A 25474-nucleotide genomic window follows, 5' to 3' on the forward strand; every position below is an offset into this window, starting at 1 on the left:
GCCGGTATTGCCGGCGGCCGGCCATGACGTTTGACCGGAGCAGCAGGGGGACGCCGTGAACGACCGGGAGCCGGCCGGCTGGCCGTGGCTAAAGGAACGGCTTGTCCGCCTGCGGCAGGTTTCCAAGCCAGGGGCTGCGCCGGAAGCCGTGGTCCCGGCCGCCGTCGTGCGCACCGCGGTGGTGACCGATTCCGCAGCCGCGCTGCCTGCGGACTGGGTCACGGACTTCGCCGCCGACGGGCGGCTGACCGTGGTGCCCATGCCGGTCATGGTGGGGGCGGAGATTTACGGCGAGGGTGAAGATGACATCACCGACACGATCGCCGTGGCGCTGGCCACCGGGATGCCGGTCAAGACGTCACGGCCGTCACCCGGCCAATTCGAGCAGGCCTATCTTGCGGCACTGCGACGCGGCTTTGAGGCGGTGGTCTCCGTGCATATCTCGGGCGCGCTGTCCGGCACTGCCGACTCCGCCAGGCTCGCGGCAACTCGTGTGGGCATCCCCGTGGAAGTGGTCGATTCGAAGACCGTGGGAATGGCGCTGGGGATGGGTGTGCAAAGCGCAGTGGTAGCGGCCGCGGACGGCCGCCCTGCGGCCGAAGTCCGCGCCTTCGCCGAAGACCGAATGGCCCGCACCAAAGTCTATTTCTATGTACCCAGCCTCGAGCAGCTGCGCCGCGGCGGCCGGATCGGAGCGGCGGCGTCCCTCTGGGGAACCATGTTCGCCATCAAGCCGATTCTCGCCGTGGATGACGGGAAGATCGTTCCGTTGGAGAAGGTCAGATCCGCGGCAAGGGCCGTGGCGCGCCTTGAGGAAATCGTGGTTGCCGACGCCGCAGCGCGGCCTGCCGGCCAGGCCAGGCTGGCAGTCCACCATTTCGGCAACCCGGGTGAGGCAGCGGAGCTTGCGGACCGGCTGGCAGCCGCGCTCCCGGAAGTCCCTGCGGCGCAGATCAGTTCGCTCCCGGCCGTACTCGCTGCCCACGCCGGACTGGGTGTCCTGGCAGTGATCGTGGGGGAGAGCAGCACTCCGCAGAAGGAACCCCCTCTGGTCCGATAGCTGTGCCGGTAGTACAGTCTCCCCACCAAGCAAGGAGGCTCCCATGACAATGCAGGTGCACCATGTTGCCCAGTTCGACAAGGACGTGTCCGAAGAAGTCACCAACTGGCTGAAGTACCTTAAGGGCCAGGTGACAAGCGTCCAGTTCCTGACGACGACTGTTCCCGACCCCAAGGCACCGGCGTCCTGGCGGGTCCAGTACGAGGCGTATATCACCTACCAGAAGTAGCCGGCCGGAGAATCGCGGAGAAGGCCGCCAGCGGCGCTTTCCACATAACGTCATCCGCGCTGTCTGTTCCGCATCCATTTGCCTAGCGTGGGGGTATGTCACGCCGGAACGCGGAAGCGGGAGCACCTGCCGCGGCCAGCCGTGCGCGGCGGCGCCTGACAACCACCCTGGGGCCTTCCGGCGGCGGCGATGGCAGCGGCGGGTCCGAAGCCGGGGACCCAGGTTCAGCGGGGCTTCTGGGGCACGGTGCCGGGGGTAGCGGCCAAGTGACTTTTGCGTACGACGGCGGTGCGCAGCCGGAACCTCGGGCGGTAGACGGCTCTGCCGTCGATTCATCGGCCGTTTCCGGGACGCATGGACCGGCGAAGTTCAGGTGGCGCACGGGATTCCGCGTTGCCGTGCTGCTGGGACTGCTGAGTCTCCTGCTCGGTGGCTGGTTCTGGTGGGATGTGGGCGCCAGCCGTCCCCACGTGGTGCCGCTGAGCGACGTCAGCAGCACGGAGGGCAGCGGGCATCAGGAAGGACATCCCGGTCCAGGTCCGGGAGAATCCGGCGGTGCCTCAACGGGTGGACAGGCGTCAGATGCTGCATCCGGAGCGAAGATCGTTGTCCACGTGGCGGGGGCCGTCAACCGGGCGGGCGTTGTGGAACTGCCACAGGGCAGCCGGGTCCACGAGGCGATAGCCGCGGCAGGTGGCAGTGCGGAAGGGGCTGACCTGAACCGGTTGAACCTTGCCGCCGTCCTGTCCGACGGCCAGAAGATCCACGTTCCACGGATCGGGGAGCCGGCGGATGCCTCCGGCGCGGCAGCCGGCGCCACCGGTCCGGGCGCCCCGGGATCGGCGGACCCAGTGCCTGCCCAATCGGGAGCGGGAGGCGCGAAGATCGACCTGAATGCGGCGTCCGCCGAGGAACTGGGCGCATTGCCCCGGGTAGGTCCCGTGCTGGCCCAGCGCATCGTCGATTGGCGCAAGGAACACGGCCGGTTCAGCACCGTTGAGGAGCTCGACGCGGTGGACGGTGTTGGCCCCAAGATGCTGGAAACGCTGCTGCCCCTCGTTCGGGTGTCCTGAGGTGGGCAAGGTCAGTCCGTGGCACCGCTTCGTCGATGCAGCCGTCAGAGGTGAGGTGGGCGGGACCCCTCGACTGCCGCGCACCGCTGACGACCCGTCGACCCCCCGCCGGGCTGCGGAAGTCCGTGCTGCCGGCATCAGGGGCATCGTGCCGCGAACGGCGTCCGGCCTGCGGGACGTCATTGCGGCGCGCCTCCTTCCCGGACCGGAGGCCCGGGTGCAGGGGACAGGGAAGCCTGCCGGATGTGCAACCGGCGACAGGCCGCGGCGCCGGACCGACCTGCGCCTTGTGCCTCCCGCGCTCCTCGCCTGGGCCGCTGCCGTCGCCGGCGTCTGGTTGCCGATGCCCGCGCTCGGCGTCCTTATCGCGGGATTGCTTCTGGCAGCCGTGGTGCTGTTTGCTGCGATGCGCCGTCGCCGGTCGCTGCGCCACGCTGTCGGGCGCGCGCCACGGAGCTTCCTGACCACCCTCACCATTGCCTTGCTGCTGTCGGCTGCCATCGCGTCCCACTCGGCGGTTGCCGCATCGCAGAAGCACGACGGGCCTGTAGCGGATGCAGTCGCGGCGCGCTCCGCTGTGGTGGTTGAGGCGGAGATTGCGGGGACACCGCGCCAGTTGAAGATTCCCGGCCGCGCCGGATCGGACCGGTGGGCGGTTGAGGCCACCGCATATGCGATCACTGCCAACGGCGGGCTCATCAGAAGCGATGCCCGCTTGCTGTTGGTGGGCGGGGGAGACTGGCAGCACGTGCTCCCCGGACAGCGGATCCGGACTACGGGAAAGCTGAGGCCGGCCGACGACGGCCAAACACAGGCGGGTACCCTGGCCGCCACCACCGGCCCAGCCACCACGGATGCCCCCTCCGCATGGCAGGAAGGACCCGGCGCCCTCCGCAGCGGATTTGCAGAGGCTGCGGAATGGATCGGTGGCGATGCCCGCGGCCTCCTGCCGGGAATGGTCACGGGTGACACCAGCCGCCTCGATGACCAGCTTGAAAGCGCCATGAAAACTGTCGGCATGACCCACCTGACCGCAGTGTCCGGAGCGAACTGCAGCCTCATCCTGGGCGCGCTGCTGCTGGCTGCCCGAAGTATCCGCCTGCCGCGGGCTCCGGCCGCCGCGGCTGCCCTCTCCGGCCTGGCACTGTTCGTCCTCATGGTGGGTCCTGACGCCAGCGTCCTCCGGGCTGGGCTTATGGGCGCGATCGGACTGGTCTCCCTGTCCGGCGGCCGGACCGGACGCGGGCTCAGCTTCCTCTGCCTGGCCGTGATCGGACTCCTCATGGCCGATCCGGCACTCGGGACCAGTTTCAGCTTCCTGCTGTCCGTGCTTGCCACCCTCGGCATCGTGACGACCGGACCGCGGATCATGGAATGGCTTCCGCCGGTGGTGCCACGCTGGCTGGCGGCCGGCCTTGCCGTTCCGCTGTCCGCCCAGCTTCTCTGCGGTCCGGTGATTGTCCTGCTGCAGCCCCAGTTTTCGTCCTACGCACTGCCGGCGAACATGGTGGCGGCTCCCCTAGTGGCACCGGTGACCATCCTCGGGACCGCCGCCGTGCCCGTGGTGCCGCTGGCCCCGTGGGCAGCCGTGGTTCCGATGGCGGTGGCGGGCGGCTGCTCGGCCGGAGTCGCGGCCGTTGCGCGGTTCTTCTCTGGCCTGCCCGGTGCCGCCCTGCCGTGGCCTGAGGGGCCGTTCGGCGCTGCCACGATGGCGGCGCTGTCCGGCTGCACCCTGCTTGTGCTGTGGCTTGTTCTGCACCCGCGTGCCCTGTGGGAGCTGGTCCTGGCGACGCATCGAAGGACCGTCGATCTGCTGGATCTGTGGCCCGGTTTCTCCGGCTTGGATGAGCGCCGCCACCGTGGGAGTCTTAGAGGTATTAATCGGATGTCCGGGAGGAACCAAGAGTGGCCGCTGCGCAAAAAGCACGATCCAAGCCGGCGACGTCAGCGACCGCCACCTGGCGCGATGTGACCCCGGCCCGCGTGGTGCTGGTCGGCGGACCCGAGGAATACCTCGGCATCCGGGCCATGGACCGCATCAGGTCCCAGGTCCGCGCAGCCCAGCCTGATGTCGAGATCACCAGGCTCAACGCAGGCAGCTATGAAGCCGGGTCCCTCGCCATGAACGTCAGCCCTTCGCTGTTCGGGGAATCGAAGCTGATTGAGGTGGAGTCCGCGGAGGCAATGAATGACGCGTTCCTCGCGGACGCACTGAAGTACCTGGCAGACCCTGAGCCCGACGCCGTCCTGGTGGTCCGCCACGGCGGCGGCGTTCGGGGCAAGAAACTGCTCGATGCCATCAAAGCCGCCGGCTGGCCGGTGGTCGATTGTCAGCCGCTCAAGAAGGATGCGGACAAGTCGGCATTCGTCGCAGCGGAATTCAAGGCCGCTTCGCGCCGCATCGAGCCCGAGGCCGTCCATGCGCTGGTGAATGCGGTGGGCGCCAACCTGTCGGAGCTCGCTGCCGCCTGCAGCCAGCTGATCGCGGATGCAGCCACTGCTGTGGATACGGACATGGTGGACCGTTACTATGGCGGGCGGATCGAGGCAACAGCCTTCAAAGTTGCGGACGCCGCTCTTGCCGGCAACGGACCGCTGGCACTCTCTACGCTCCGCCACGCCCTTGCGACGGGGGCCGATCCCGTTCCGCTCGTGGCGGCACTGGCCGCAAAACTGCGCACGGTGGCCAAAGTAGCCGGTGCGCAGGGATCCTCGGCCCAAATTGCGCGGCAGCTTGGCATGCAGCCGTGGCTTGTTGAACAGGCGCAGCGGGACGTCAGGCGCTGGACACCGGAAGGCCTGGTCCGCTCCATCCAGGTGACTGCCGAGGCGGACGCCCAGGTCAAAGGCCTTTCCCGGGATCCGGTCTACGCAGTGGAGCACGCTGTCACCGTCATTGCAACGTCGGTCCGCCGCAACTAGCTGCGGACACGTAGCGGACGGTTCGCCACCGACTCTGCCAACCTGCAGTCGCCGTTAAATGGATGTGGCCGGCACCCCGCTTGGGGTGCCGGCCACGATCATCAGTTCAGGTGAACTGGAAAACCTTAGAGTGCGTTGACCTTCTTGGAGATCGCCGACTTGCGGTTTGCAGCGTTGTTCTTGTGAAGAACGCCCTTGCTGACAGCCTTATCCAGCTTACGGCTTGCAGCAACCAGCGCAGCAGCAGCGGCATCCTTGTCGGTGGACTCAACGGCGGTGTTGACGGCGCGGATGGCCGTCTTCAGCTCCGACTTGACTGCGTTGTTGCGCAGGCGAGCCTTCTCGTTGGTGAGGATGCGCTTCTTCTGGGACTTGATATTAGCCACGTGTGAACTCTCTTTTTAATGCGGAAATGGTCTAGAGGGCTTTCAGATTGGCCATTGACTGAGCGGCGTGGGGATACCTATGGCGGCCAACCATCAGTGGCCGTCGACCTGCACGGACACACAGCTGTCAATAGTAGCAGATGCTCTGCAATGCTGTTGTTTCCCTGCTGGTGTCGGGCGTTGTGCCGGTGGCATCCATCAGCTCCAGCCGTGAAGCTCACGCAGTGCCGAGGCGACGCTGTCGAACCGCTTTCGGTCCAGGACGGCGCCTTCCCTGCGGATGTCCGCCGGGCTGATCTGGATGATGCGGTCCAGCTTGGCTTCACTGGGCCGGCGCTGCCTGTCCCAGCTGCCTGTCCCGATATCCACGTAGCTGTCGTCATTCCTGCGGTCCTTGTCATGGTCCTTGCTGGTGAGCATGAGTCCCAGCAGGTACCGCCCGCGGCTGCCAACCAGGAGCACGGGCCGGTCCTTGCCTTGGGAGTGGTCCTCTTCGTAGGGAACCCAGGTCCACACGACTTCGCCCGGTTCCGGCTTGCCGTTGGGGGAGGGGGCGTACTTGATATCCGTGGTTCCCTTGAAGTCACCAGGGTATGTTCCGCTGAGGCCGCTTGCAGCGGCCTGCGGCTGTTTTGAATGGGCGGGAGTGGGGCGGCCGGGGGCCGGGCGGGCCGGTCGTCCCGCGGCGGGGCGCCCTTCCAGCAGGCGAAAAGCAGTGCGGACAGCCCGGCCGAGTGAGCGGAGGTTAAATGCCATCCTGCAACGATACTTCGACCGGCCGGCCCGGACTTTCGCGGTCCCGCGGACCAGGCGCGCAAACAATGCACCGAGTGGCGGCAGGACGTGGGACACTATAAGTTCACGTGCGGCAGGTCCCGCGACGGCCTCGGCCGTCCTGAGCACAGCCGCGGAAATGCCAACAGTAAGGACCCTGCGTGTCTCCCATGGCCCGCACCGCCCCGGTGCCCGCCGCAACAGATCCGGCCATCATCCGGAACTTCTGCATCATTGCGCACATTGACCACGGTAAATCCACTCTGGCCGACCGCATGTTGCAGTACACCGGCGTCGTTCAGTCCCGCGACATGAAGGCCCAGTATCTGGACCGCATGGATATCGAACGTGAGCGCGGCATCACCATCAAGTCCCAGGCAGTACGCATGCCCTGGGAAGTTGACGGCACCAGCTATGCGTTGAACATGATCGACACCCCCGGTCACGTCGACTTCACCTATGAGGTCTCCCGTTCGCTGGCCGCCTGCGAAGGTGCAGTGCTCCTCGTGGACGCGGCCCAGGGCATCGAGGCGCAGACCCTCGCGAACCTGTACCTGGCGATGGAGAACAACCTCACCATCATCCCGGTCCTGAACAAGATCGACCTCCCCGCGGCCCAGCCCGAAAAGTACGCCGAGGAGCTTGCCAACCTGATCGGCGGCGACCCCGACGAGGTCCTGCGCGTCTCCGGCAAGACCGGCATGGGCGTCGAAGTCCTGCTGGACAAGATCGTCCGCGACCTGCCTGCACCCGTAGGCGACCCGGACGCTCCCGCCCGCGCCATGATCTTCGACTCGGTCTACGACACGTACCGCGGCGTGGTCACTTACGTGCGCGTGGTCGACGGCATGCTGCACCCCCGCGAACGCATCCAGATGATGTCCACGCGCGCCACACATGAACTCCTTGAGATCGGCGTCAGCTCCCCGGAGCCCACCCCCTCCAAGGGCCTGGGCGTCGGCGAAGTGGGCTATCTCATTACGGGTGTGAAAGACGTCCGCCTGTCCAAGGTGGGCGATACCGTCACCAACCTGGCCAAGCCTGCCTCCCAATCACTCCCGGGCTATGCGGACGCCAAGCCCATGGTCTTCTCCGGGCTCTACCCGCTGGACGGCACGGACTACCCGGTGCTCCGCGATGCGCTGGAAAAGCTGATGCTCAACGACGCCGCCCTCGTGTACCAGCCGGAAACCTCGGCCGCGCTGGGCTTCGGCTTCCGTGTTGGATTTCTCGGGCTGCTGCACCTCGAAATCACCCGTGAGCGCCTTGAGCGCGAGTACAAGCTCGACCTGATTTCCACCGCCCCCAACGTGGAATACGAAGTGACCCTGGAGGACAAGCGGGTTGTTCATGTCACCAACCCCAGCGAATACCCCACTGGTAAAATCGCGGAAGTCCGGGAGCCGATGGTGTCCGCCACCATCCTCGCGCCGAACGAATTTGTCGGGGCCATCATGGAGCTGTGCCAGAGCCGCCGCGGTGTGATGGGCGGCATGGACTACCTCTCCGAGGACCGCGTGGAAATCCGGTACCGCCTGCCGTTGGCCGAAATCGTCTTCGATTTCTTCGACATCCTCAAGTCCAAGACCCGCGGCTACGGCTCGCTGGACTGGAAGGCCGACGGCGACCAGGTTGCCGACCTTGTCAAGGTGGACATCATGCTCCAGGGCGAACAGGTGGACGCCTTCAGCGCCATCACCCACCGGGACAAGGCCTATGCCTACGGCGTGATGATGACCGGCAAGCTGCGTGAACTCATTCCCCGCCAGCAGTTCGAGGTGCCGATCCAGGCCGCGATCGGCTCCCGGATCATCGCCCGGGAAAGCATCCGTGCCATCCGCAAGGACGTCCTTGCCAAGTGCTACGGCGGTGACATCACCCGTAAGCGCAAACTGCTGGAAAAGCAGAAGGAAGGCAAGAAGCGCATGAAGATGGTGGGTCGCGTTGAAGTGCCGCAGGAAGCCTTCATCGCAGCGCTCACCACGGACGAATCCAAGGACAAGGCCAAGAAGTAGTGATGATCGTGGCCGGAACCTCCGGAGGCCGCACCCATGCCTAGCGTCCTTCCCCTGGGCGACCCCGCGCCGTCGGACGGCCTGCTGCCCGCGCAGGCCGCTGACGGCGCTGCGCAGCGGCGATTCGGGCTCTACGTCCACATACCCTTCTGTGCCGTCCGTTGCGGTTATTGCGACTTCAACACCTACACCGCGACAGAGCTCGGCGGCGGCGCGTCCCAGGACGCGTACGCCTCCACGGCCATCGCCGAGGTGGAGTTTGCCGCCAAGGCCCTGCAAGGCAGCGGCCTGCCGGAACGCCGGCTGGGCACGGTCTTTTTTGGCGGCGGCACACCAACACTGCTGCCCGCGGAGGACCTGGCCCGCATCCTCACCGCGGCGGTAGCGCAATGGGGCCTGGAACCAGGTGCCGAGGTCACTACGGAAGCCAACCCGGATTCGGTCACACCCGAGTCGCTGCAGCTCCTTGCGGATGCCGGCTTCACCCGTGTCTCCTTCGGAATGCAGTCAGCTGTTCCGCACGTCCTGAAGGTCCTCGACCGCACCCACACACCCAGCCGGGTGCCGCAAGTGGTGCAGTGGGCCAGGGACGCCGGACTCGCCGTCAGCCTTGACCTGATCTACGGAACACCGGGGGAATCGCTGGAGGACTGGCGGTACTCGCTCGAGACCGCCCTCTCATACGGCCCGGACCATATCAGCGCCTACGCCCTGATCGTCGAGGACGGCACCAAGCTGGCCGCCCAGATCCGCCGCGGCGAAGTGCCGGGAATCGACGACGACGACCACGCGGCCAAGTACGAACTTGCCGATGAACTGATCACGGCCGCGGGCCTTGCCTGGTACGAGGTCAGCAACTGGGCGCGCACGGAGGAGCAGGCGTGCCGGCACAATCTGGCCTACTGGCGCGGCGATGACTGGTGGGGGATCGGCCCGGGCGCGCATTCGCACGTCGGCGGAGTCCGCTGGTGGAATGTGAAGCACCCCACGGCCTACGCGGGAAGGCTTGCCGGCGGTGTGTCGCCGGCGGCGGGCCGGGAAACGCTCGACGCCGAAACCCGGAACGTTGAGCGGGTCATGCTTGAGGCCAGGCTGAGCACGGGCCTCGATTTGTCCGGGCTGGGAACGTCCGGGCGGCACGCCGTCGCAGGCCTGATCGCCGACGGCCTGGTGGATCCCGCTGCGGCATTCCAGGGCAGGCTCGTCCTCACCCTGAGAGGCAGGCTGCTCGCCGACGCCGTAGTCAGAAGGATCCTGCCCGACTAATTGGCAGAACCGGCGGTTACTTCGCCTCCGGTTAGCTTGCAGGGCCGGTTACCCGGCCCGGCTGCTTACTTGATCCAGCGCTTACTTGATCCAGCGCAGGTTGAAGTCGTAGCGGTGGGGCTGGCCGCGGTTTACGTGGATACCGGCCGCTACGGAGAAGCACGTTACAGCGATCCAAATCAGCGTGGCCAGCACTGCGAAGATGTTACCCACCACCGGCAGCATCACCAGGATGTTGCAGACGACGGCGGCGATTGTGGGCGGCAGGGTGAAGTTCAGCGCTTCCTTGGATTCCTGCGCCGTGAACGGGCCGCGGTCCTTGAAAATCAGGTAGATCAGCAGCGACGGGACGCACCCGAGGATGCCGCCGAAGTGTGCGAGTGTTGCCCACTGCCGGTCTTCGTTGGCCGTCAGCGGCAGGGCATTGGCGGGGACACCATGATACTGGGGCTGGCCATGGCCGGCCTGGTTGTCCCGTTGTTCACGTGCGTCTTCTGCCACGGTGTCGTCCTTCGGATTGCAGTGGTGCGGTGGTTCCCGGAAAAGCGGGCGCTGCCTCAACAGCAACAACCGCCGAATCAAGAATACTGGGTCAGGGGTGCATTCGAAGAGTTCAACAGGCGCCTACGGCACGGTGAGGAAGTCGATGACCTCTTCCACCCGGCCCAGCAGGGACGGTTCCAGGTCCGCGTAGCTTCGGACTGCCCCGAGCAGTCTTTGCCAGCCCAGGCCGATGTCCTCCTTGGTCTCATGGGGCCAGCCGAAGGCCGTCAGGATGCCGGTCTTCCAGTCCACGCCCCGCGGGATGACTGGCCACGCGTCAATGCCCAGTACGGCGGGCCGGATGGCCTGCCACACGTCCACGTAGGGGTGGCCCACGATCAGCACATTGCCGGCGGCGCCGGGGGACGCTATCACGGCATCGGCAATCCGCGATTCCTTCGAGTCGGCAACCAGATGGTCCACCAGCACCCCCAGGCGGCGGCCCGGGCCCGGCCGGAAAGCGGCAACCGCCGCTGCGAGGTCGTCAATGCCGTGCAAGGGTTCGACGACGATACCCTCCACCCGGAGGTCGTCGCCCCAGACTTTTTCCACGAGTTCGGCGTCGTGCTTGCCTTCCACCCAGATGCGGCTGGCCCTGGCCACCTGGGCGCGCCGGCCTTCTACCCGCACGGAACCGGACGCCGTCCTGCCGGATCCGGCAGAGGCTGCCTGCGGTCGCGGCACCGGGGGCATCAGCCGGATCGGCAGGCCCTCCAGGAGGAACCCGTAGCCGAGCCTGAACGTGCGTGATTTGCCCCGCCGGTCCTCGAGGGCAACAACATGCATGCCGCCGGACTTCTCCACCCTGGTAACAGCGCCCACCCAGCCGGACTGCACGTCTTCCAGCACCATGCCGCGTTCGACCGGCACTTCGGGAAGTTCGGATTTCCGGGGAGCGGTGATGTCCTGCGGGCCCCAGTTCTGGTACGACATCGGATAGACACAGCCTTGCGCTAGAAAAAATGAACAGGAGAAGCGAAAACAGGGAGTCTGTGGGTCCACGGAACTGCACGTCCTGTCCCGCTCCCGGGTTTCGCCCGGAGCGGTACCAATGCTAACAACGCGGCGACTCATATTAGACTGGTTAGCACTTAGACATGTCGAGTGCTAACGGATGACGGGACGTGCGTCCGGCGCAACGCCGGACCGCGGACCGGGAAAGCCGATCGGAGGTGGAGAATGAGCGAACCGCGAAAGCTTGAAGTGTTGCGGGCCATCGTGGAGGACTACGTCCATTCCCGCGAACCTGTGGGCTCCAAGGCACTGGTGGAGAGGCACCACCTCGGAGTCTCCAGTGCCACCATCCGCAATGACATGGCGGCGCTGGAAGACGAGGGCCTGATCACGGCGCCGCACACCAGCGCCGGCAGGATCCCCACGGACAAGGGCTACCGGCTTTTCGTCGACCAGATATCCGCCGTCAAGCCGCTGTCGCAGGCCGAACGCCGCGCCATCCAGACGCTCCTGGAAGGGTCGGAGGACCTGGACGATGTCCTGGAGCGCACCGTGCGGCTGCTGTCGCAGCTGACCAACCAGGTGGCCGTGGTGCAGTATCCGCACCTCAGCCGCGCGATGGTGCGGCATATCGAGTTCGTGCTGCTGGCGCCGCGCCAGGTGCTGATCGTGCTGATTGCGGACACCGGCAAGGTGGAGCAGCGGGTTATCGACGTCGGCCAGGAGCTCGGCGATGAAGCCCTCGCCGGCCTTCGCGCGCGGTTCCTGAAGAGCCTGGCGGGGACACCCCTGAGCCTGCTACCGCAGGCGCTGCCCGCCGTCGTCGCCGGTTGTGAACCGTCACGCCGGCACGCCGCCCAGGCACTGGCCCGTGGCTTGGATGCCCTGGCCAGCAGCACCCGCGAGGAGCGGATGGTCATGGCCGGCACGGCGAACCTCGCGCGCTCCAACGTTGACTTTCCGCTGAGTATCGGCCCGGTCCTCGAAGCACTCGAGGAGCAGGTGGTCATGCTCCGCCTGCTCAGCGAAATGGCCCAGGACCCCCGCGGTGTCACTGTCAGCATCGGCAGGGAGAACCCTTACGACGGACTCGCGGAAGCCTCGGTGGTGGCCACAGGCTACGGCCCCGGTTCCAGCGCCAAGGTGGGCGTGCTCGGCCCGACCCGGATGGACTATCCCACCACCATGGCCGCGGTCCGTGCCGTGGCCCGCTACCTTTCCAGGATCCTTGGGCCGTGACCGGTCCTACATCAGCCAACCAGGCCTTCGTGTCCCGGTTTCCGGGGCGCAGCAGCACAACAGGCAGTACAACCAGGAAGAGATACGAACTTTGAGCAGCCACTACGACGTTCTTGGAGTCTCACCCGAAGCGACGGGCGAAGAGATCAAGAAGGCCTACCGAAAGCTTGCGCGCACCCTGCACCCGGATGTGAACCCCGGTGAGGATGCCTCGGACCGCTTCAAAGCTGTCACCCACGCCTACGAAGTCCTTTCCGACCCGCAAAAGCGCCGGGTCTACGACACCACCGGCAATGAGAACGGCACCGATAACGGCTTCGGCGGCGCCGGCTACTCCGGGCAGGGCTTTGCCTTCCAGGACATCTTCGACACCTTCTTCGGTGCCGGCGGTTCGTCCGGTCCGGCCTCGCGGGTCCGCCGCGGGCAGGACGCCCTGATCAGCGTCCGCATCGACCTTCGCGACGCTGTGTTCGGCGTCAACAAGAAGCTTGAGGTGGACACGGCCGTCACGTGCCCCACCTGCGAGGGATCCTGCTGCCAGCCCGGGGCCCACCCTGAGCGCTGCGACATCTGCGGCGGCAGCGGCCAGGTCCAGCGGGCCGTCCGCTCCATCCTGGGCCAGGTCATGACCGCCGCCCCCTGCGGCTCCTGCGAAGGCTTCGGAACCGTCATCAAGGATCCCTGCAACGAGTGCAACGGCCAGGGCCGCATCCGCAGCCGCCGTTCACTGACGGTCAAGGTACCCGCGGGCGTGGCCACCGGAACCCGCATCCAGCTCGGCGGCCAGGGCGAGGCCGGTCCCGCCGGCGGCCCCTCCGGTGACCTCTACGTAGAGATCCGCGTCAATAATGACGCCACGTACGTGCGCGACGGCGACGACCTTCACGCGACCCTGCACATTCCCATGACCGCCGCTGCCCTTGGCACCGAGCTCAGCCTGGACACGTTCGACGGCCAGCAGGAAATAGACGTCAAGGCGGGCACCCAGTCCGGCGAAGTCATCACCCTGCGCGGGCTCGGCGTCACCCATCTCCGGGGCTACGGCCGCGGCGACCTGAAGGTCCACCTGCAGGTCGAAACCCCGGCGAAGCTGGATGCCGCGCAGGAAGACCTGCTCCGGCAGCTCGCCAAACTCCGGGGCGAGCAGTACACCGAGGGAAAACTCACCGCCAGCGGGGGAGTCTTCGCCAAGCTGCGGGACCGGTTCGGTAACCTGTAGCGGTGAGCAACCCGGTTTTTTTCGCAACCCCGGGAGCCCTGGACGAACAGGTTCCCGGTTCGCACTTTGTCCTCCAGGGTGCTGAGGCCCGGCACGCGGTCACCGTCAAGCGGATCGCTGTGGGGGAGTCTGTCGACATAGCCGACGGCGCGGGCAAGAGGCTCACCGGAACCGTCGCGGCCGTCGGCCAGGGCGAACTGACAGTGGAGTGTTCGGTCCTCGAAACCGAGGAGCGTCCGGACCTCCGCCTGGTCCTCGTACAGGCGCTGGCCAAAGGCGACCGCGACGAACTGGCAGCTGAAACAGCTACTGAACTGGGGATCGATGCCGTCATCCCGTGGCAGTCTGAACGCTCCATAGTCCGCTGGAAAGGCGAGCGTGCCGCCAAGGCCCATGCCAAGTGGCAGTCGGTGGTGACCGCGGCGGCCAAGCAGGCGCGGCGGGCCTGGATCCCCGAGGTCCGTGCCGCCGTCGATGGCGCGGGGCTGCAGTCCGCTGTCGCCGCGGCGGACCTGGCGATCATCCTCCACGAGGATGCCGTCCGGCCGCTGCGCGCAGTGCTGGAGAAATGGCGCGACGGCGACGGCGACGGCAGGACGCCGGGTCCGGGGCCCCGCGAAATTCTCCTCATTGTTGGCCCGGAGGGCGGAATCAGTCCGCGGGAAGTCACCAAACTCTGCGGCGCCGGTGCCGTCACGGCCCTGCTGGGGCACCATGTGCTGAGGTCATCCACGGCAGGGCCAGCCGCCACAGTGCTCGCCAGCGACATCCTCGGACGCTGGTAGCGGCAGAGCTATTCGACCTTGAAGCCGCGGGTGTCCACGTTCATTTCCCGGTCCGGCTTGCCCGGATCGATCTGTGACACGCGGACTTCATAGTTGCCCGGTGCCAGGTTGACGTTCAGCGAGAAAAGTCCTGCTTGTGCCTGCTCGGCCGATGCCGTGACCTCGCCGCCCAAGTACGCCGTCTTATCGCTGCTGCCTTCAACCTTCAGGATCTTCCACCGGAGTTTTCCGCCGGGCACCGTGCTTCGTCCGGTGATCTTGACGCTGCCGTCAGCAACGCCCGCGCCTTCCTGCGGGTCGATGATCCAGACCGGGGCCACCATTCCTGCGCTGCGGGGGGTGGGAGTGCCCAGCCGCACGTGGTTGAAGGCCAGGTAATCGGTGTGTCCGTCAACGAGGATGACAACCTGGATCTGCTGGCCCGAATCCACCAGCCCCGAGCTGGCACCGGCGGCCGTTGCCGTGTAGACCAGCTGCTGGATGGCGCGTTTGGCCATGTCCTCGTCGAGGTTGCTGTTGAAGGCATCCGGTGAGACGTCTACCGTGATCACATTTTTTCCGGAGATCGAGGTGGCCAGCTTCTTCGGGTTCTGCCACGGGGTGAAGAAGTCGGGATCGAGGGGCTTGTCCGACATCATGGCGCGAAGTGCCCTGGTGACTGGATTTTCCTGTTCGGGGACGTCCCGGAACTCACGGTAGAGGAAGACGTTCTCGTTGCTGCGTCCGATCCAATACACCGGCGCCTTGTTGGAGGCCTGTGTGGTTTCCAGCGGCGCGCTTGTGCTCGGGACACCGGCGGTAGCGGACCCGGTCACTGACTGTGGTGTGCTGTCCGCGCTCGTTGCCGAAGGCTGGGGAGTGGCGACACAGCCGGAGAGAACCATGGCGGCGGGCAGCACAAACAGGAGCGCGGCAGACCGTGTCCGCTCGCCTCCTGCTGCCTTCCGGCGTCGTCGATTCCAGATCTCCATAGTGTTCCCGGGTACCCCGCCCTGTCCCTGCAACCGTTGTCGGTGACGTCGTATTTCGGCCGGCGCAATCCCGGCGGATTCCAGCATTACATAGAGAGGGCGGCCGCCAGCGGCGTTTGCGGACGGTCAGCCGAACTGCAACGGGAACGATATGAGGCCGATACGAAGTTGATACCTAATGACGTAAACGCGCAACGAAACGGTTGCACCCGGCCGGCGTACCTCCACGGTCCGCGGCTCCCGGGCAGCGTACTGGCGTAAGATAAAAGGACTCGGCCGAGCACGGAAGCCCGATGCCGCAGCAGCGGCGGCGAAGTAATCGGCCGGAGAGACAATATTCCTAACTGGAGGGGACCAGAGGCCCGCAGGCCGGCACCATGACTGAAGCAACAAACGGAAGGCCCCGGTTCAGCGCCGGAGAGCGCACCACAGGTGAATTTCCCCATAGTCTTCCCGGTGTCCGGACGGAGGTGGTCATCTTCGACAACTCCGAACAGATGGTTCAGTCGCTCGGCAGCCACGATGAGGCGCTGCGTTTCATCGAAGAGCAGTTTCCGGCCGTGGACTTCCATGTCCGCGGCAACGAGCTGGCCATCAGCGGCCCCGCCGCCGACGTTCCCAGGATCATGCGGTTGCTGCACGAAGTGCGCGGCCTCGTTGACCGGGGAACTGTCATTACACCTGCGGTACTCCAACAGCTCGCAGCCCTGCTCCGGAGCCAGTCACTCCAAAACCCGGTTGAGGTACTGACGTACAACATCCTCTCGAGCCGCGGCAAGACGATCCGGCCCAAGACGCTGAACCAGAAGAACTACGTGGATGCCATTGACGCCAACACGGTGATCTTCGGAATCGGTCCCGCCGGTACGGGCAAGACGTTCCTCGCCATGGCGAAGGCAGTCCAGGCACTGCAGCAGAAGGAAGTCAGCCGCATCATCCTCACCAGGCCCGCGGTGGAGGCCGGCGAACGGCTGGGCTTCCTGCCCGGGACGCTCAGTGACAAGATCGATCCCTACCTGCGTCCCCTGTACGATGCCCTGCACGACATGATGGACCCGGAGTCCATTCCCCGTCTCATGGCGGCAGGCACCATCGAAGTAGCTCCACTGGCCTATATGCGCGGCCGAACCCTCAACGATGCCTTCATCATCCTCGACGAGGCCCAGAACACCACACCAGAGCAGATGAAGATGTTCCTGACCCGGCTTGGATTCGGCTCCAAAATGGTGGTCACCGGGGATGTCACCCAAGTGGACCTGCCCTTCGGCACCCGCTCCGGCCTCCGGATCGTGGAAGAGATCCTGCAGGGAATTGAGGACGTGAACTTCAGCGTTCTGGATGCCTCTGACGTGGTCCGCCACCGGCTGGTGGGCGACATCGTCAATGCGTACGGCATCTGGGACGAGGCACAGAGGAACCGGGTGAAGCATTCCGTGACCCGGGAGAAGCGGGGAGAGCACGCATGAGCATCGAAGTAAACAACGAATCAGGCGTCACGGTGGACGAAGCCCAGCTGGTTGCCCTGGCCCGGTTTGTGTTCGAACGCCTGTACATCCACCCCCAGGCTGAACTGTCCATCCTCCTGGTGGACGAACCCGCCATGGAGAAACTGCACCTGGAACTTATGGACGAGCCGGGGGCCACCGACGTCCTGTCGGTTCCCATGGACGAATTGACTCCGGGCACACCGGACAAGCCGACGCCGCAGGGCATGCTCGGCGATATCGCCGTGTGCCCTCAGGTGGCGGAAGTCCAGGCACGCAACGCCGGGCATTCCACCCAGGACGAGATGCTGCTGCTCACCACCCACGGAATCCTGCACCTGCTGGGTTACGACCACGCCGATCCCGAGGAAAAAGAAGAGATGTTCGGCCTGCAGCGGGAACTGCTGGAGGGCTTCACCGGTAAAGAAGCCCCGTCTGAGACGATGCAGTGACCCCACTGATCCTTGTTGGCATGGCGCTGGTCTTTCTCAGTTTCGCCGCCCTGCTGACAGCGGCCGAGTCCGCGTTTAATTTTCTTCCCCGCCACGACGCCGAAGAAGCCGTGCTTCGAAGCGACGGCCAGGCCCTCAAGCGCATCCTGGACCAGCCGGTCGCGCACATGCGGTCCCTGAGGTTCTGGCGGATCTGGTTCGAAATGGCCTCTGCAGTGGCGGTCGCCGTCCTTCTGCACAGCCTGCTGGACAGTGTCTGGCTCGCCGGCCTCGCCGCCACCGGAATCATGGCCCTCGTGGGCTTCGTGATCGTGGGGGTGTCACCGCGGCAGCTGGGCCGTGCCCACGCCGCCGGCGTCGTCAGGTTCAGTGCGCCGATCATCCGTTTCCTGTGCTGGGTGCTGGGCCCTATTCCGGGCTGGCTGGTTGCGCTGGGCAGCGTCGTGGCGCCGGGCGCACGCGCCGGCGATGAAGCCTCCTTCAGCGAGGAAGAGTTCCGCGAGCTCGTGGACCGTGCCACCGAATCGGACATGATCGAGGACAACGAAGCCGAACTGATCCAGTCCGTGTTCGACTTCGGCGACACCCTGGTCCGGGCGGTGATGGTGCCCCGCACGGACATCCTGAGCATCGATGCCGGCTCGAGCCTGCACCGGGCCATGTCCCTGTTCCTGCGGTCCGGCTACTCCCGGATCCCCGTGATCCGGGACAACACGGATCAGATTCTGGGCATTATCTACCTTAAGGATGTCGCCGCGGCGCTGCACGGTCTCGGCCCCGGCGAGGAACCCCCCATCGTGGATGACCTTGCCCGCGAAGTCCGCTACGTGCCGGAGTCCAAGCAGGTCAGCGACCTGCTTCGCGAACTGCAGAAGGAATCCACGCATGTGGCCATTGTGATCGACGAGTACGGCGGAACTGCCGGCCTTGTCACCCTCGAAGACCTGATCGAGGAAATCGTCGGCGAGATCGTGGATGAATACGACACCGAGAGTGCCGAGGCCGTGGCCCTTGGCAACGGCAGCTACCGGGTCAGTGCCCGGATGGGCATCGACGATCTCGGTGAGCTTTTCGATGTGGAACTCGACGACGACGAAGTGGACACCGTCGGCGGCCTGCTCGCCAAGGCCCTCGGCAGGGTTCCCATCGTCGGCAGCACCGTAGAGGTGGACGGGATCTCGCTGCGGGCGGAACGCCTGGAAGGCCGCCGCAACAGGGTCAGCCACATCATCGCGGCGCCCGTTGCAAAGGGCGCCGTTCCAGAACAAACTGACCTTGAAGACCTACTCGACGAGGCCGAAACAACGCAACAGGGAGTTCCACGTGAGCAAGCAGAATAAAGCGGACGACGACGCCTTTGGCGGCTTCCGGGCCGGATTTTCGATCCTTGTGGGCAGGCCGAACGCCGGTAAGTCCACGCTGACGAACGCCTTGGTGGGCAAGAAGGTGGCCATCACCTCTGCCAAGCCCCAGACGACGCGCCACACGATCCGTGGCATCGTCCATCGGGACGACGCCCAGCTGATCCTCGTGGATACCCCCGGTCTGCACCGGCCGCGGACGCTGCTCGGCAAGCGCCTCAACGACCTCGTGGCGGACACCCTCTCCGAAGTGGACGCCATCGGTTTCTGCCTTCCGGCCAACGAAAAGATCGGCCCCGGCGACCGCTTTATCGCCGCCCAGCTGGCCGCGGTCGGCAAAAAGCCGATCATCGCCATCGTGACCAAGGCTGACCTGGTGGACCGTCAGGCACTGACCGAACAGCTGCTCGCCGTTGCTGCCCTGGGCCGCGAAGTCCTTGGCGAGGAGGGCTGGAAGGACATCGTTCCCGTGTCGGCCACGGACGGCTTCCAGGTGTCTACTGTCGCGGACGTCCTCATCAGCCACATGCCGCCGTCGCAGCCGCTGTACCCCGACGGGCACCTGACGGATGAGCCCGAAGCCGTCATGGTGGCCGAACTCATCCGTGAGGCTGCACTGGAGGGTGTCCGGGACGAGCTTCCGCACTCCCTGGCCGTTGTGGTGGAGGAGATCGTTCCCCGGGAGGGCCGGCCCGAGGACAGCCCGTTCCTTGACGTCAGGGTCAATCTCTACGTGGAGCGCCCCTCCCAGAAAGCCATCATCATCGGTAAGGGCGGCGCCCGGCTGCGGGAAGTCGGCACTAACGCCCGCAAGGGCATCGAAGCCCTCCTCGGGACCCGGATCTACCTCGACCTGCATGTCAAGGTGGCCAAGGACTGGCAACGCGACCCCAAGCAGCTGGTGAAGCTCGGTTTCTAGCCCGCACCGGGGCGCCGGGCTGCGTCCCGGGTTGCCGCCGCCGGACCAGACGGCCCATCCCGACGCCCGCCTGCGCCCGCCCATCGGGCGTTTTCCCAGCCAGGGCCACTAAAATGGACCGGACCCCGTTTTATAGAGGAAGGTAACACCACGTGGTGCGACGCCGAGACACTCCCGGACAAGGCTTTGGTTCGCCAGCGTCCGACGCCGCTGCCAGGCATTCGGACACGAAGGACATGGGCCCCGCCCGGCACCTCGGCGCAATGCGCGTCAAGCCCGTGTGGTTCAAGGTGACCACAGCTGTTGTGGCCCTCGTCCTGGTGGGCGCTCTCGCTTTCGCCGCCTTCTGGGTCATCCGTTTGCAGATGAACATCAGCAAAGCTCCACTCGGTGCAGGCAGCAGCCGCACCGAAGATCCCGTCAACGACTCCAAGGACCGGATGCAGATCCTGATCCTGGGCTCGGACACCCGCGACGGCAAGAATTCCGACTACGGCACGGCCGAGGACTCCACAGGCTACGGCCAGTCGGACGTCATGATGATGATGGACATCTCGGCGGACAACAAGCGTGTCAGTGTCATCAGCTTCCCGCGCGACCTGCTGGTGGACATTCCCGAATGCACGGACCAGAAGACCAAGCAGGTGTTCCCGGCCCGAAGCGGCGTGATGATCAACGAAGCCATGAAAGAGGCCGGCATCGGCTGCGCCGTGGACACGGTGAACAAAATCACGGGGCTGGAAATCGACCACTTCATGATGGCGGACTTCAACGCGGTCAAGGAACTTTCCAACGCTGTGGGCGGCGTGGAAGTCTGCGTCAGTGACGCCGTCTACGACCCCGATTCCCGGCTCCGCCTCCCCGCCGGAAACTCGCAGGTGCAGGGCGAGCAGGCGCTGGCCTACCTGCGGACCAGGCATGCCTTCGCGGACGGCGGTGACCTGGGCCGCATCAAGGCGCAGCAGGGCTTCCTGTCGTCCCTGACGCGCAAGATCAAGGATGACGGCACGCTGTCGGACCCCCAGAAGATGCTCAAGATTGCTGACGTCGTCACCCAGAACCTTACGGTGGACGATGGACTGGCTTCCGTCCCGTCGCTGCTGACCATCGGCAACCGGCTCAAGAACATTGACATCGGCAAGGTGGCGTTCGTGGCCGTGCCAACGACGCCTGCTCCCACTGATCCCAACCGGCTCACCGTTGCCGAGCCGGCCGCATCGCAGCTTTTCGCCGCGCTGCGCAAGGATGTAGACCTAACCGACCCGACAGCCACCCCGAGCCCCACGGCGGAGCCGAGCGAATCTGCTCCCGCCCCCACGCCATCGACGCCGACCGAAACGCCGCTGCCGCCCTACGATAAGGCGCTGCAGCCGGTGACCGTGGCGAATGGAACGGGTGTTCCGGCGCGGACCCAGGAGATCACCCAGGCGATCATCGCCGGCGGCTTCACGCAGGTTGCCCCGCTCGTGGCGCAGCCTGTCGCGAAGACGGCGGTCTATTACGGACCCGGTTTCGAGGACGTGGCGGCGGACGTCGCAGCATTGCTGGAAATACCCGCCACGCAGGTTCTCCCGGCGACGGGCGTCAGCGGGGTCCAGGTCTACCTCGGCACCGATTTCATGTCTGGAACAAAAATGGACTCTGCGCCGCTCCCGTCCGACATCGTCAACCAGACGGCCGGCGACACCGTCTGCCAGCAGGCGAATCCTGAAATGATCGTCCGCTAGCGGCGGCCGCATTGACGGATAAAATGCGGGGCCGGCCACTGTGTGTGGCCGGCCCCGCTGGTCTCTCTGCAGGCCTAGGATCACCAGATGCTAACGCGGTCCTCCGCGGGCATCCACATGCCGTCCTGCTCCGCCACACCGAACGCTTCATGGAAGGCGTCCAGGTTCTTGGCGATGGCGTTGGTGCGGAACTCGTTGGGGGAGTGCGGGTCGGTAGCGAGCCGCCGGATTGCCTCCTCGTTGCGGATCACCTGACGCCAGCCGGCTGCCCAGGAGGCGAAGAACCGCTGCGGTCCGGTGAGGCCGTCCAAAACCGGCGGCTCCGCACCGTCAAGGCTGATCAGGTAGGCCTTGTACGCGATGGTGAGCCCGCCCAGGTCGCCGATGTTTTCGCCGAGGGTGAGCTTGCCGTTGACATGGTGGCCGGGGGCCGCAGTAGGCGACAAGGCATCGAACTGCGCCACCAGCTTGGACGTCAGGGCTTCGAACGCAGTCCGGTCATCCTCGGTCCACCAGTTGCGCAGGGCGCCTCCGCCGTCGAACTGTGAGCCCTGGTCATCGAAGCCGTGCCCGATTTCGTGGCCGATGACGGCGCCGATGCCGCCATAGTTGACGGCGTCGTCGGCGTCCGCGGTGAAGAACGGGGCCTGCAGGATTGCTGCCGGGAACACGATCTCGTTCAGCAGCGGGTGGTAATAGGCGTTGACGGTCTGCGGCGTCATCAGCCACTTGTTCTTGTCGACGGGTTTGCCCACTTCATCCAAGTGCCGGTCCACGTCGGCATTGTGGGCCCGTTCAACGTTTCCGAGGAGATCGGCGGGGTCTATTTCCACCGCGGAGTAGTCGATCCACTCATCCGGGTAGCCGATTTTGGCCCGGAATGCTTCGAGCTTCTTGAGGGCTTCGAGCTTCGTGTCCTCGCCCATCCAGGCCAGCCCGGTGATGCTTTGCCGGTAGGCCTCGATGAGGTTGGCGACGAGTGTCTGCATCCGGGCTTTATGGGTCTCGGGAAAGTGCCGGGAGACGTAGATCTGGCCCACCGCTTCGCCCAGCGCGGCCTCGACGACGGCGACGCCGCGCTTCCAGCGGTCCTTGTTGCGCGGGGTGCCGCTAATGGTGGTGCCGTAGAACGCGAAGTTCGCGTCCACGAATTCGGACGACAGGTACGGGGCGGCAGAGCCGACGACGCGCATGGCCAGCCAGTCCTGCCAGGCCGCCAGCGGCTCGGAGTCGAGCAGGCCGGCTGCCCCGGCGAAGAAGTCAGGCGTGCTCACCACCAGTTCCTGGCGCTTGTCCGGCACGATGTCGGCGGCCTCGAACCAGGCATCAAGCAGCGGGAACAGCTCGCGTGCCTCCTCGGCGGTCTTGAGGTTGTAGGTCTTTTGCGGATCCCGCAGGGTCACGTTGTCCCAGTGATGGGCGGCAAGGGCCGTCTCCAGCCGGACCACGCGTTCCGCGGCGGCATCCAGGTCCGCGGTTCCGGCGAGGCCGAGCATGGTCCGGACATGGTCCCGGTAGGCGGCCACCATGGGGGCGAACTTCTCTTCGCGGTAGTACGACTCATCGGGCAGCCCGAGTCCTCCCTGGCCGGTGTACAGCAGGATCCTGTCCGGATTACCCGCGTCGGGTGCCGGGTAGATGTAGAAAAGCCCCGATACGTCCGAACGGAAGAGTTTTCCGGCCAGTTCGATGACGTCCGCCGCGGACTTCGTGGCGTAGACGGAGGCGAGCCGTTCCCGGATGGGTTCCAGGCCTTTGGCTTCTACCGCGGCTTCATCCATGAAGCTGTTGTAAAGATCCCCGACCTTCTGTTCGATGCCGGTGGCTTCTTCGCCGCGTCCGGCGGCTTCTTCGATGATTTCCCTGACCGCCAGCTCGGAGCCGTCCCGCAAGGCGGTGAAAGTGCCTTCAAGGGGGCGGTCGTCCGGGATGATCGTGCTCTTCAGCCACGCGCCGTTGATGTGCTGGTACAGGTCATCCTGCGGCCGCACGGTGTGGTCGATATTGGACAGGTCGATCCCCGAGTTTGGCACAAGTGCTCCTTCAGGTGAAGGCTGCCTCCGGCGCTGGCACCGGTGGCAGCGTCTGCATAGTGGACGTTGCTGGAGGTGTTGCTCCTTCATCTTACGCACCCGTGTTACTGTGAAATGGTGCGCGCAGAACTGCTTCTTCTTAGCTGCCGCGGCGAGGCCTCAGACGCGATCTAGCGCAAGGCCAATCCTCGTCGCGGAGTTTGTGTTGCCCGGCCACCTTTCACACAGGAACCACAGAAAAGGCCCCGATAGTAATGCGAAACGCACAGAAGCCCTCCGGAATGCCCGTCCACCGCTACATGCCGTTCCAGGACCAGATCACCGTTGAACTGCCTGACCGGACGTGGCCGGACAAAGTCATCACCAAGGCCCCGCGCTGGTGCGCCGTGGACCTCAGGGACGGCAACCAGGCCCTGATCGACCCCATGAGCCCGGCCCGCAAGATGAAGATGTTCGACCTGCTGGTCCGCATGGGTTACAAGGAAATCGAGGTGGGCTTCCCCTCCGCCTCGCAGACTGACTTCGACTTTGTCCGTCAGTTGATTGAAGGCAACCACATTCCGGACGACGTCACCATCCAGGTGCTGACGCAGGCCCGCGAGCACCTGATCGAGCGGACGTACGAGTCCCTGGTCGGCGCCAAGCAGGCCATCGTGCACCTCTACAACTCGACGTCGGTCCTGCAGCGCCGCGTGGTGTTCAACCAGGACGAGGACGGCATCCTGGACATTGCACTCCAGGGCGCCCGGCTGTGCAAGAAGTACGAGGAAACACTGGCGGACACCCACATCACCTACGAGTACTCACCGGAATCCTTTACCGGTACGGAACTCGAATACGCTGTCCGCGTCTGCAACGCCGTGGCCGATATCTTTGAAGCTTCGGCTGACAGCCAGGTCATCATCAACCTGCCGGCCACCGTGGAGATGGCCACCCCCAATGTTTACGCCGATTCCATCGAATGGATGAGCCGCCACCTGCACCCCCGCGAGGGCATCATCCTCTCGCTGCACCCGCACAACGACCGCGGCACCGGTGTTGCCGCGGCCGAGCTCGGCTACCTCGCCGGGGCGGACCGGATTGAGGGCTGCCTGTTCGGAAACGGCGAGCGGACCGGAAACGTGGACCTGGTGACGCTGGGGCTGAACATGTTCGTCCAGGGCATCGACCCCATGATTGATTTCTCCGACATCGACGACGTCCGCCGCACCGTGGAGTACTGCAACCAGCTGCCGGTGGCGGAGCGTTCGCCGTATGGCGGCGACCTCGTCTTCACGGCGTTCTCCGGCTCGCACCAGGATGCCATCAAGAAGGGCTTCGAAGCGCTCGAAAAGGATGCGGCTGCGGCCGGCAAGGATGTGGCCGACTACACCTGGCAGGTTCCGTACCTGCCGGTCGACCCCAAGGACCTGGGGCGCAGCTACGAAGCCGTCATCCGGGTCAACTCGCAGTCCGGTAAGGGCGGCGTGGCCTACCTGCTGAAGAACGAGCACAGCCTGGACCTGCCGCGCCGCGCACAGATCGAATTCTCCGGTGTCATCCAGAAGCGGACGGACACCGTGGGCGGCGAGGTCAGCGGCGCCCAGCTCTGGCAGATCTTCCAGGACGAATACCTGCCCTCCAGCAAGGAGGCCGGCCAGTGGGGCCGCTATTCGCTGGGCTCGTTCAGCACCGAAACGGACGACGACGGCGCCATGACCTTGCATGCGACGGTCACCGTGGACGGCGTCCAGGTCCGCCGCACCGGCTCCGGCAACGGGCCGATCGCGGCGCTGCTGTCGATCCTCGGCCAGGACGGCGTGGACGTACGCGTCCTGGACTATAGCGAACACGCGCTCTCTGAAGGCGGCAACGCCCGTGCGGCCGCGTACGTTGAATGCGCTGTCGGCGAGCGGGTCCTGTGGGGCGTGGGTATTGATTCCAACACCACCACGTCCTCGCTGAAGGCCGTCATTTCGGCCGTCAACCGTGCCATCCGGGACGCGCAGGCCTAGGCCAATCAGCCGAACCACTGGCGCGCTGCGCCTCCGGACCACTCCGGGGGCGCAGCAGCCGCGTTTTC

The 25474-nt window shown here is 65.6% G+C and carries 22 protein-coding genes; 16 read left to right on the forward strand and 6 right to left on the reverse strand.

Features of this window, described 5'->3' with window-relative positions; all coding sequences use genetic code 11:
* The first annotated feature begins 55 nt into the window (after positions 1-55).
* The 5 genes from JOE31_RS11575 to holA all read left to right on the forward strand — a co-directional run bounded on the left by JOE31_RS11575 (position 56) and on the right by holA (position 5284).
* Positions 56-1060, forward strand: coding sequence for a DegV family protein (locus tag JOE31_RS11575; RefSeq protein WP_209744493.1), 1005 nt, complete (start codon positions 56-58; stop codon positions 1058-1060).
* 43 nt (positions 1061-1103) lie between these two features.
* Positions 1104-1289, forward strand: coding sequence for a hypothetical protein (locus JOE31_RS11580; protein WP_209744495.1), 186 nt, complete (start codon positions 1104-1106; stop codon positions 1287-1289).
* A 95-nt stretch (positions 1290-1384) separates the two neighbouring features.
* A complete protein-coding gene (locus tag JOE31_RS11585; RefSeq protein ID WP_209744498.1) occupies positions 1385-2362 on the forward strand; it encodes a helix-hairpin-helix domain-containing protein in 978 nt (325 codons plus the stop codon).
* Position 2363: 1 nt separating this feature from the next.
* Positions 2364-4334, forward strand: coding sequence for a ComEC/Rec2 family competence protein (locus JOE31_RS11590; RefSeq protein WP_209744501.1), 1971 nt, complete (start codon positions 2364-2366; stop codon positions 4332-4334).
* Entirely contained in the window at positions 4268-5284 is a 1017-nt protein-coding gene (holA, locus tag JOE31_RS11595) for a DNA polymerase III subunit delta (RefSeq protein ID WP_209744504.1), read from the forward strand. The genes JOE31_RS11590 and holA overlap by 67 nt, the downstream gene beginning before the upstream one ends.
* A gap of 125 nt (positions 5285-5409) precedes the next feature.
* On the opposite strand, the gene rpsT is transcribed toward holA, so the two are convergent.
* A complete protein-coding gene (gene rpsT, locus JOE31_RS11600; RefSeq protein WP_011692086.1) occupies positions 5410-5670 on the reverse strand; it encodes a 30S ribosomal protein S20 in 261 nt (86 codons plus the stop codon).
* A gap of 198 nt (positions 5671-5868) precedes the next feature.
* Positions 5869-6426 (reverse strand): type II toxin-antitoxin system PemK/MazF family toxin, encoded by a 558-nt coding sequence (locus JOE31_RS11605; RefSeq protein ID WP_209744507.1) that lies wholly within the window; start codon positions 6424-6426, stop codon positions 5869-5871.
* A 179-nt stretch (positions 6427-6605) separates the two neighbouring features.
* On the opposite strand from JOE31_RS11605, the gene lepA reads away from it, so the two are divergent.
* Positions 6606-8459, forward strand: a complete 1854-nt coding sequence (gene lepA / locus JOE31_RS11610) for a translation elongation factor 4 (RefSeq protein ID WP_011692084.1) — start codon at positions 6606-6608, stop codon at positions 8457-8459.
* Between the two features lie 36 nt (positions 8460-8495).
* Positions 8496-9725 carry a radical SAM family heme chaperone HemW gene (hemW, locus tag JOE31_RS11615; RefSeq protein WP_209744511.1) on the forward strand — a complete coding sequence of 410 codons (1230 nt, stop codon included), beginning with the start codon at positions 8496-8498 and terminating at the stop codon, positions 9723-9725.
* Positions 9726-9806: 81 nt separating this feature from the next.
* On the opposite strand, the gene JOE31_RS11620 is transcribed toward hemW, so the two are convergent.
* Positions 9807-10226, reverse strand: coding sequence for a DUF4870 domain-containing protein (locus tag JOE31_RS11620; protein ID WP_209744514.1), 420 nt, complete (start codon positions 10224-10226; stop codon positions 9807-9809).
* A gap of 123 nt (positions 10227-10349) precedes the next feature.
* Complete coding sequence (locus tag JOE31_RS11625; protein ID WP_209744517.1) at positions 10350-11201, reverse strand: DUF3097 domain-containing protein; 852 nt, start codon at positions 11199-11201, stop codon at positions 10350-10352.
* A 246-nt stretch (positions 11202-11447) separates the two neighbouring features.
* Here JOE31_RS11625 and hrcA point away from each other — a divergent pair, with 246 nt between their 5' ends.
* The 3 genes from hrcA to JOE31_RS11640 all read left to right on the forward strand — a co-directional run bounded on the left by hrcA (position 11448) and on the right by JOE31_RS11640 (position 14465).
* The gene (gene hrcA / locus JOE31_RS11630) at positions 11448-12461 is read left to right on the forward strand and encodes a heat-inducible transcriptional repressor HrcA (protein ID WP_209744520.1); all 1014 of its coding nucleotides are present in this window, start codon (positions 11448-11450) and stop codon (positions 12459-12461) included.
* Between the two features lie 91 nt (positions 12462-12552).
* A complete protein-coding gene (gene dnaJ, locus JOE31_RS11635) occupies positions 12553-13680 on the forward strand; it encodes a molecular chaperone DnaJ (protein ID WP_209744523.1) in 1128 nt (375 codons plus the stop codon).
* A gap of 2 nt (positions 13681-13682) precedes the next feature.
* Entirely contained in the window at positions 13683-14465 is a 783-nt protein-coding gene (locus tag JOE31_RS11640) for a 16S rRNA (uracil(1498)-N(3))-methyltransferase (protein WP_209744526.1), read from the forward strand.
* 8 nt (positions 14466-14473) lie between these two features.
* Here the strand turns inward: JOE31_RS11640 and JOE31_RS11645 are convergent, their stop codons facing one another.
* The gene (locus JOE31_RS11645) at positions 14474-15436 is read right to left on the reverse strand and encodes a GerMN domain-containing protein (RefSeq protein ID WP_209744529.1); all 963 of its coding nucleotides are present in this window, start codon (positions 15434-15436) and stop codon (positions 14474-14476) included.
* Positions 15437-15813: 377 nt separating this feature from the next.
* On the opposite strand from JOE31_RS11645, the gene JOE31_RS11650 reads away from it, so the two are divergent.
* From JOE31_RS11650 to JOE31_RS11670, 5 genes are all read left to right on the forward strand, one after another.
* Positions 15814-16902 (forward strand): PhoH family protein, encoded by a 1089-nt coding sequence (locus JOE31_RS11650; RefSeq protein WP_209744532.1) that lies wholly within the window; start codon positions 15814-15816, stop codon positions 16900-16902.
* Positions 16899-17372 (forward strand): rRNA maturation RNase YbeY, encoded by a 474-nt coding sequence (gene ybeY / locus JOE31_RS11655; RefSeq protein WP_011692075.1) that lies wholly within the window; start codon positions 16899-16901, stop codon positions 17370-17372. Before JOE31_RS11650 ends, ybeY begins: the two co-directional genes overlap by 4 nt.
* The gene (locus JOE31_RS11660) at positions 17369-18712 is read left to right on the forward strand and encodes a hemolysin family protein (RefSeq protein ID WP_209744535.1); all 1344 of its coding nucleotides are present in this window, start codon (positions 17369-17371) and stop codon (positions 18710-18712) included. Before ybeY ends, JOE31_RS11660 begins: the two co-directional genes overlap by 4 nt.
* Positions 18696-19652, forward strand: a complete 957-nt coding sequence (gene era / locus JOE31_RS11665; RefSeq protein WP_209744537.1) for a GTPase Era — start codon at positions 18696-18698, stop codon at positions 19650-19652. The genes JOE31_RS11660 and era overlap by 17 nt, the downstream gene beginning before the upstream one ends.
* A gap of 152 nt (positions 19653-19804) precedes the next feature.
* A complete protein-coding gene (locus JOE31_RS11670) occupies positions 19805-21379 on the forward strand; it encodes an LCP family protein (RefSeq protein ID WP_209744539.1) in 1575 nt (524 codons plus the stop codon).
* A gap of 80 nt (positions 21380-21459) precedes the next feature.
* Here JOE31_RS11670 and JOE31_RS11675 read toward each other — a convergent pair whose 3' ends face one another.
* Complete coding sequence (locus JOE31_RS11675; RefSeq protein WP_209744541.1) at positions 21460-23412, reverse strand: M13-type metalloendopeptidase; 1953 nt, start codon at positions 23410-23412, stop codon at positions 21460-21462.
* A 254-nt stretch (positions 23413-23666) separates the two neighbouring features.
* Here JOE31_RS11675 and leuA point away from each other — a divergent pair, with 254 nt between their 5' ends.
* Positions 23667-25406, forward strand: coding sequence for a 2-isopropylmalate synthase (gene leuA / locus JOE31_RS11680; RefSeq protein ID WP_209744543.1), 1740 nt, complete (start codon positions 23667-23669; stop codon positions 25404-25406).
* Positions 25407-25474: the final 68 nt, after the last annotated feature.

This window comes from Arthrobacter sp. PvP023 (assembly GCF_017832975.1).
Classification (GTDB): Bacteria; Actinomycetota; Actinomycetes; order Actinomycetales; family Micrococcaceae; genus Arthrobacter.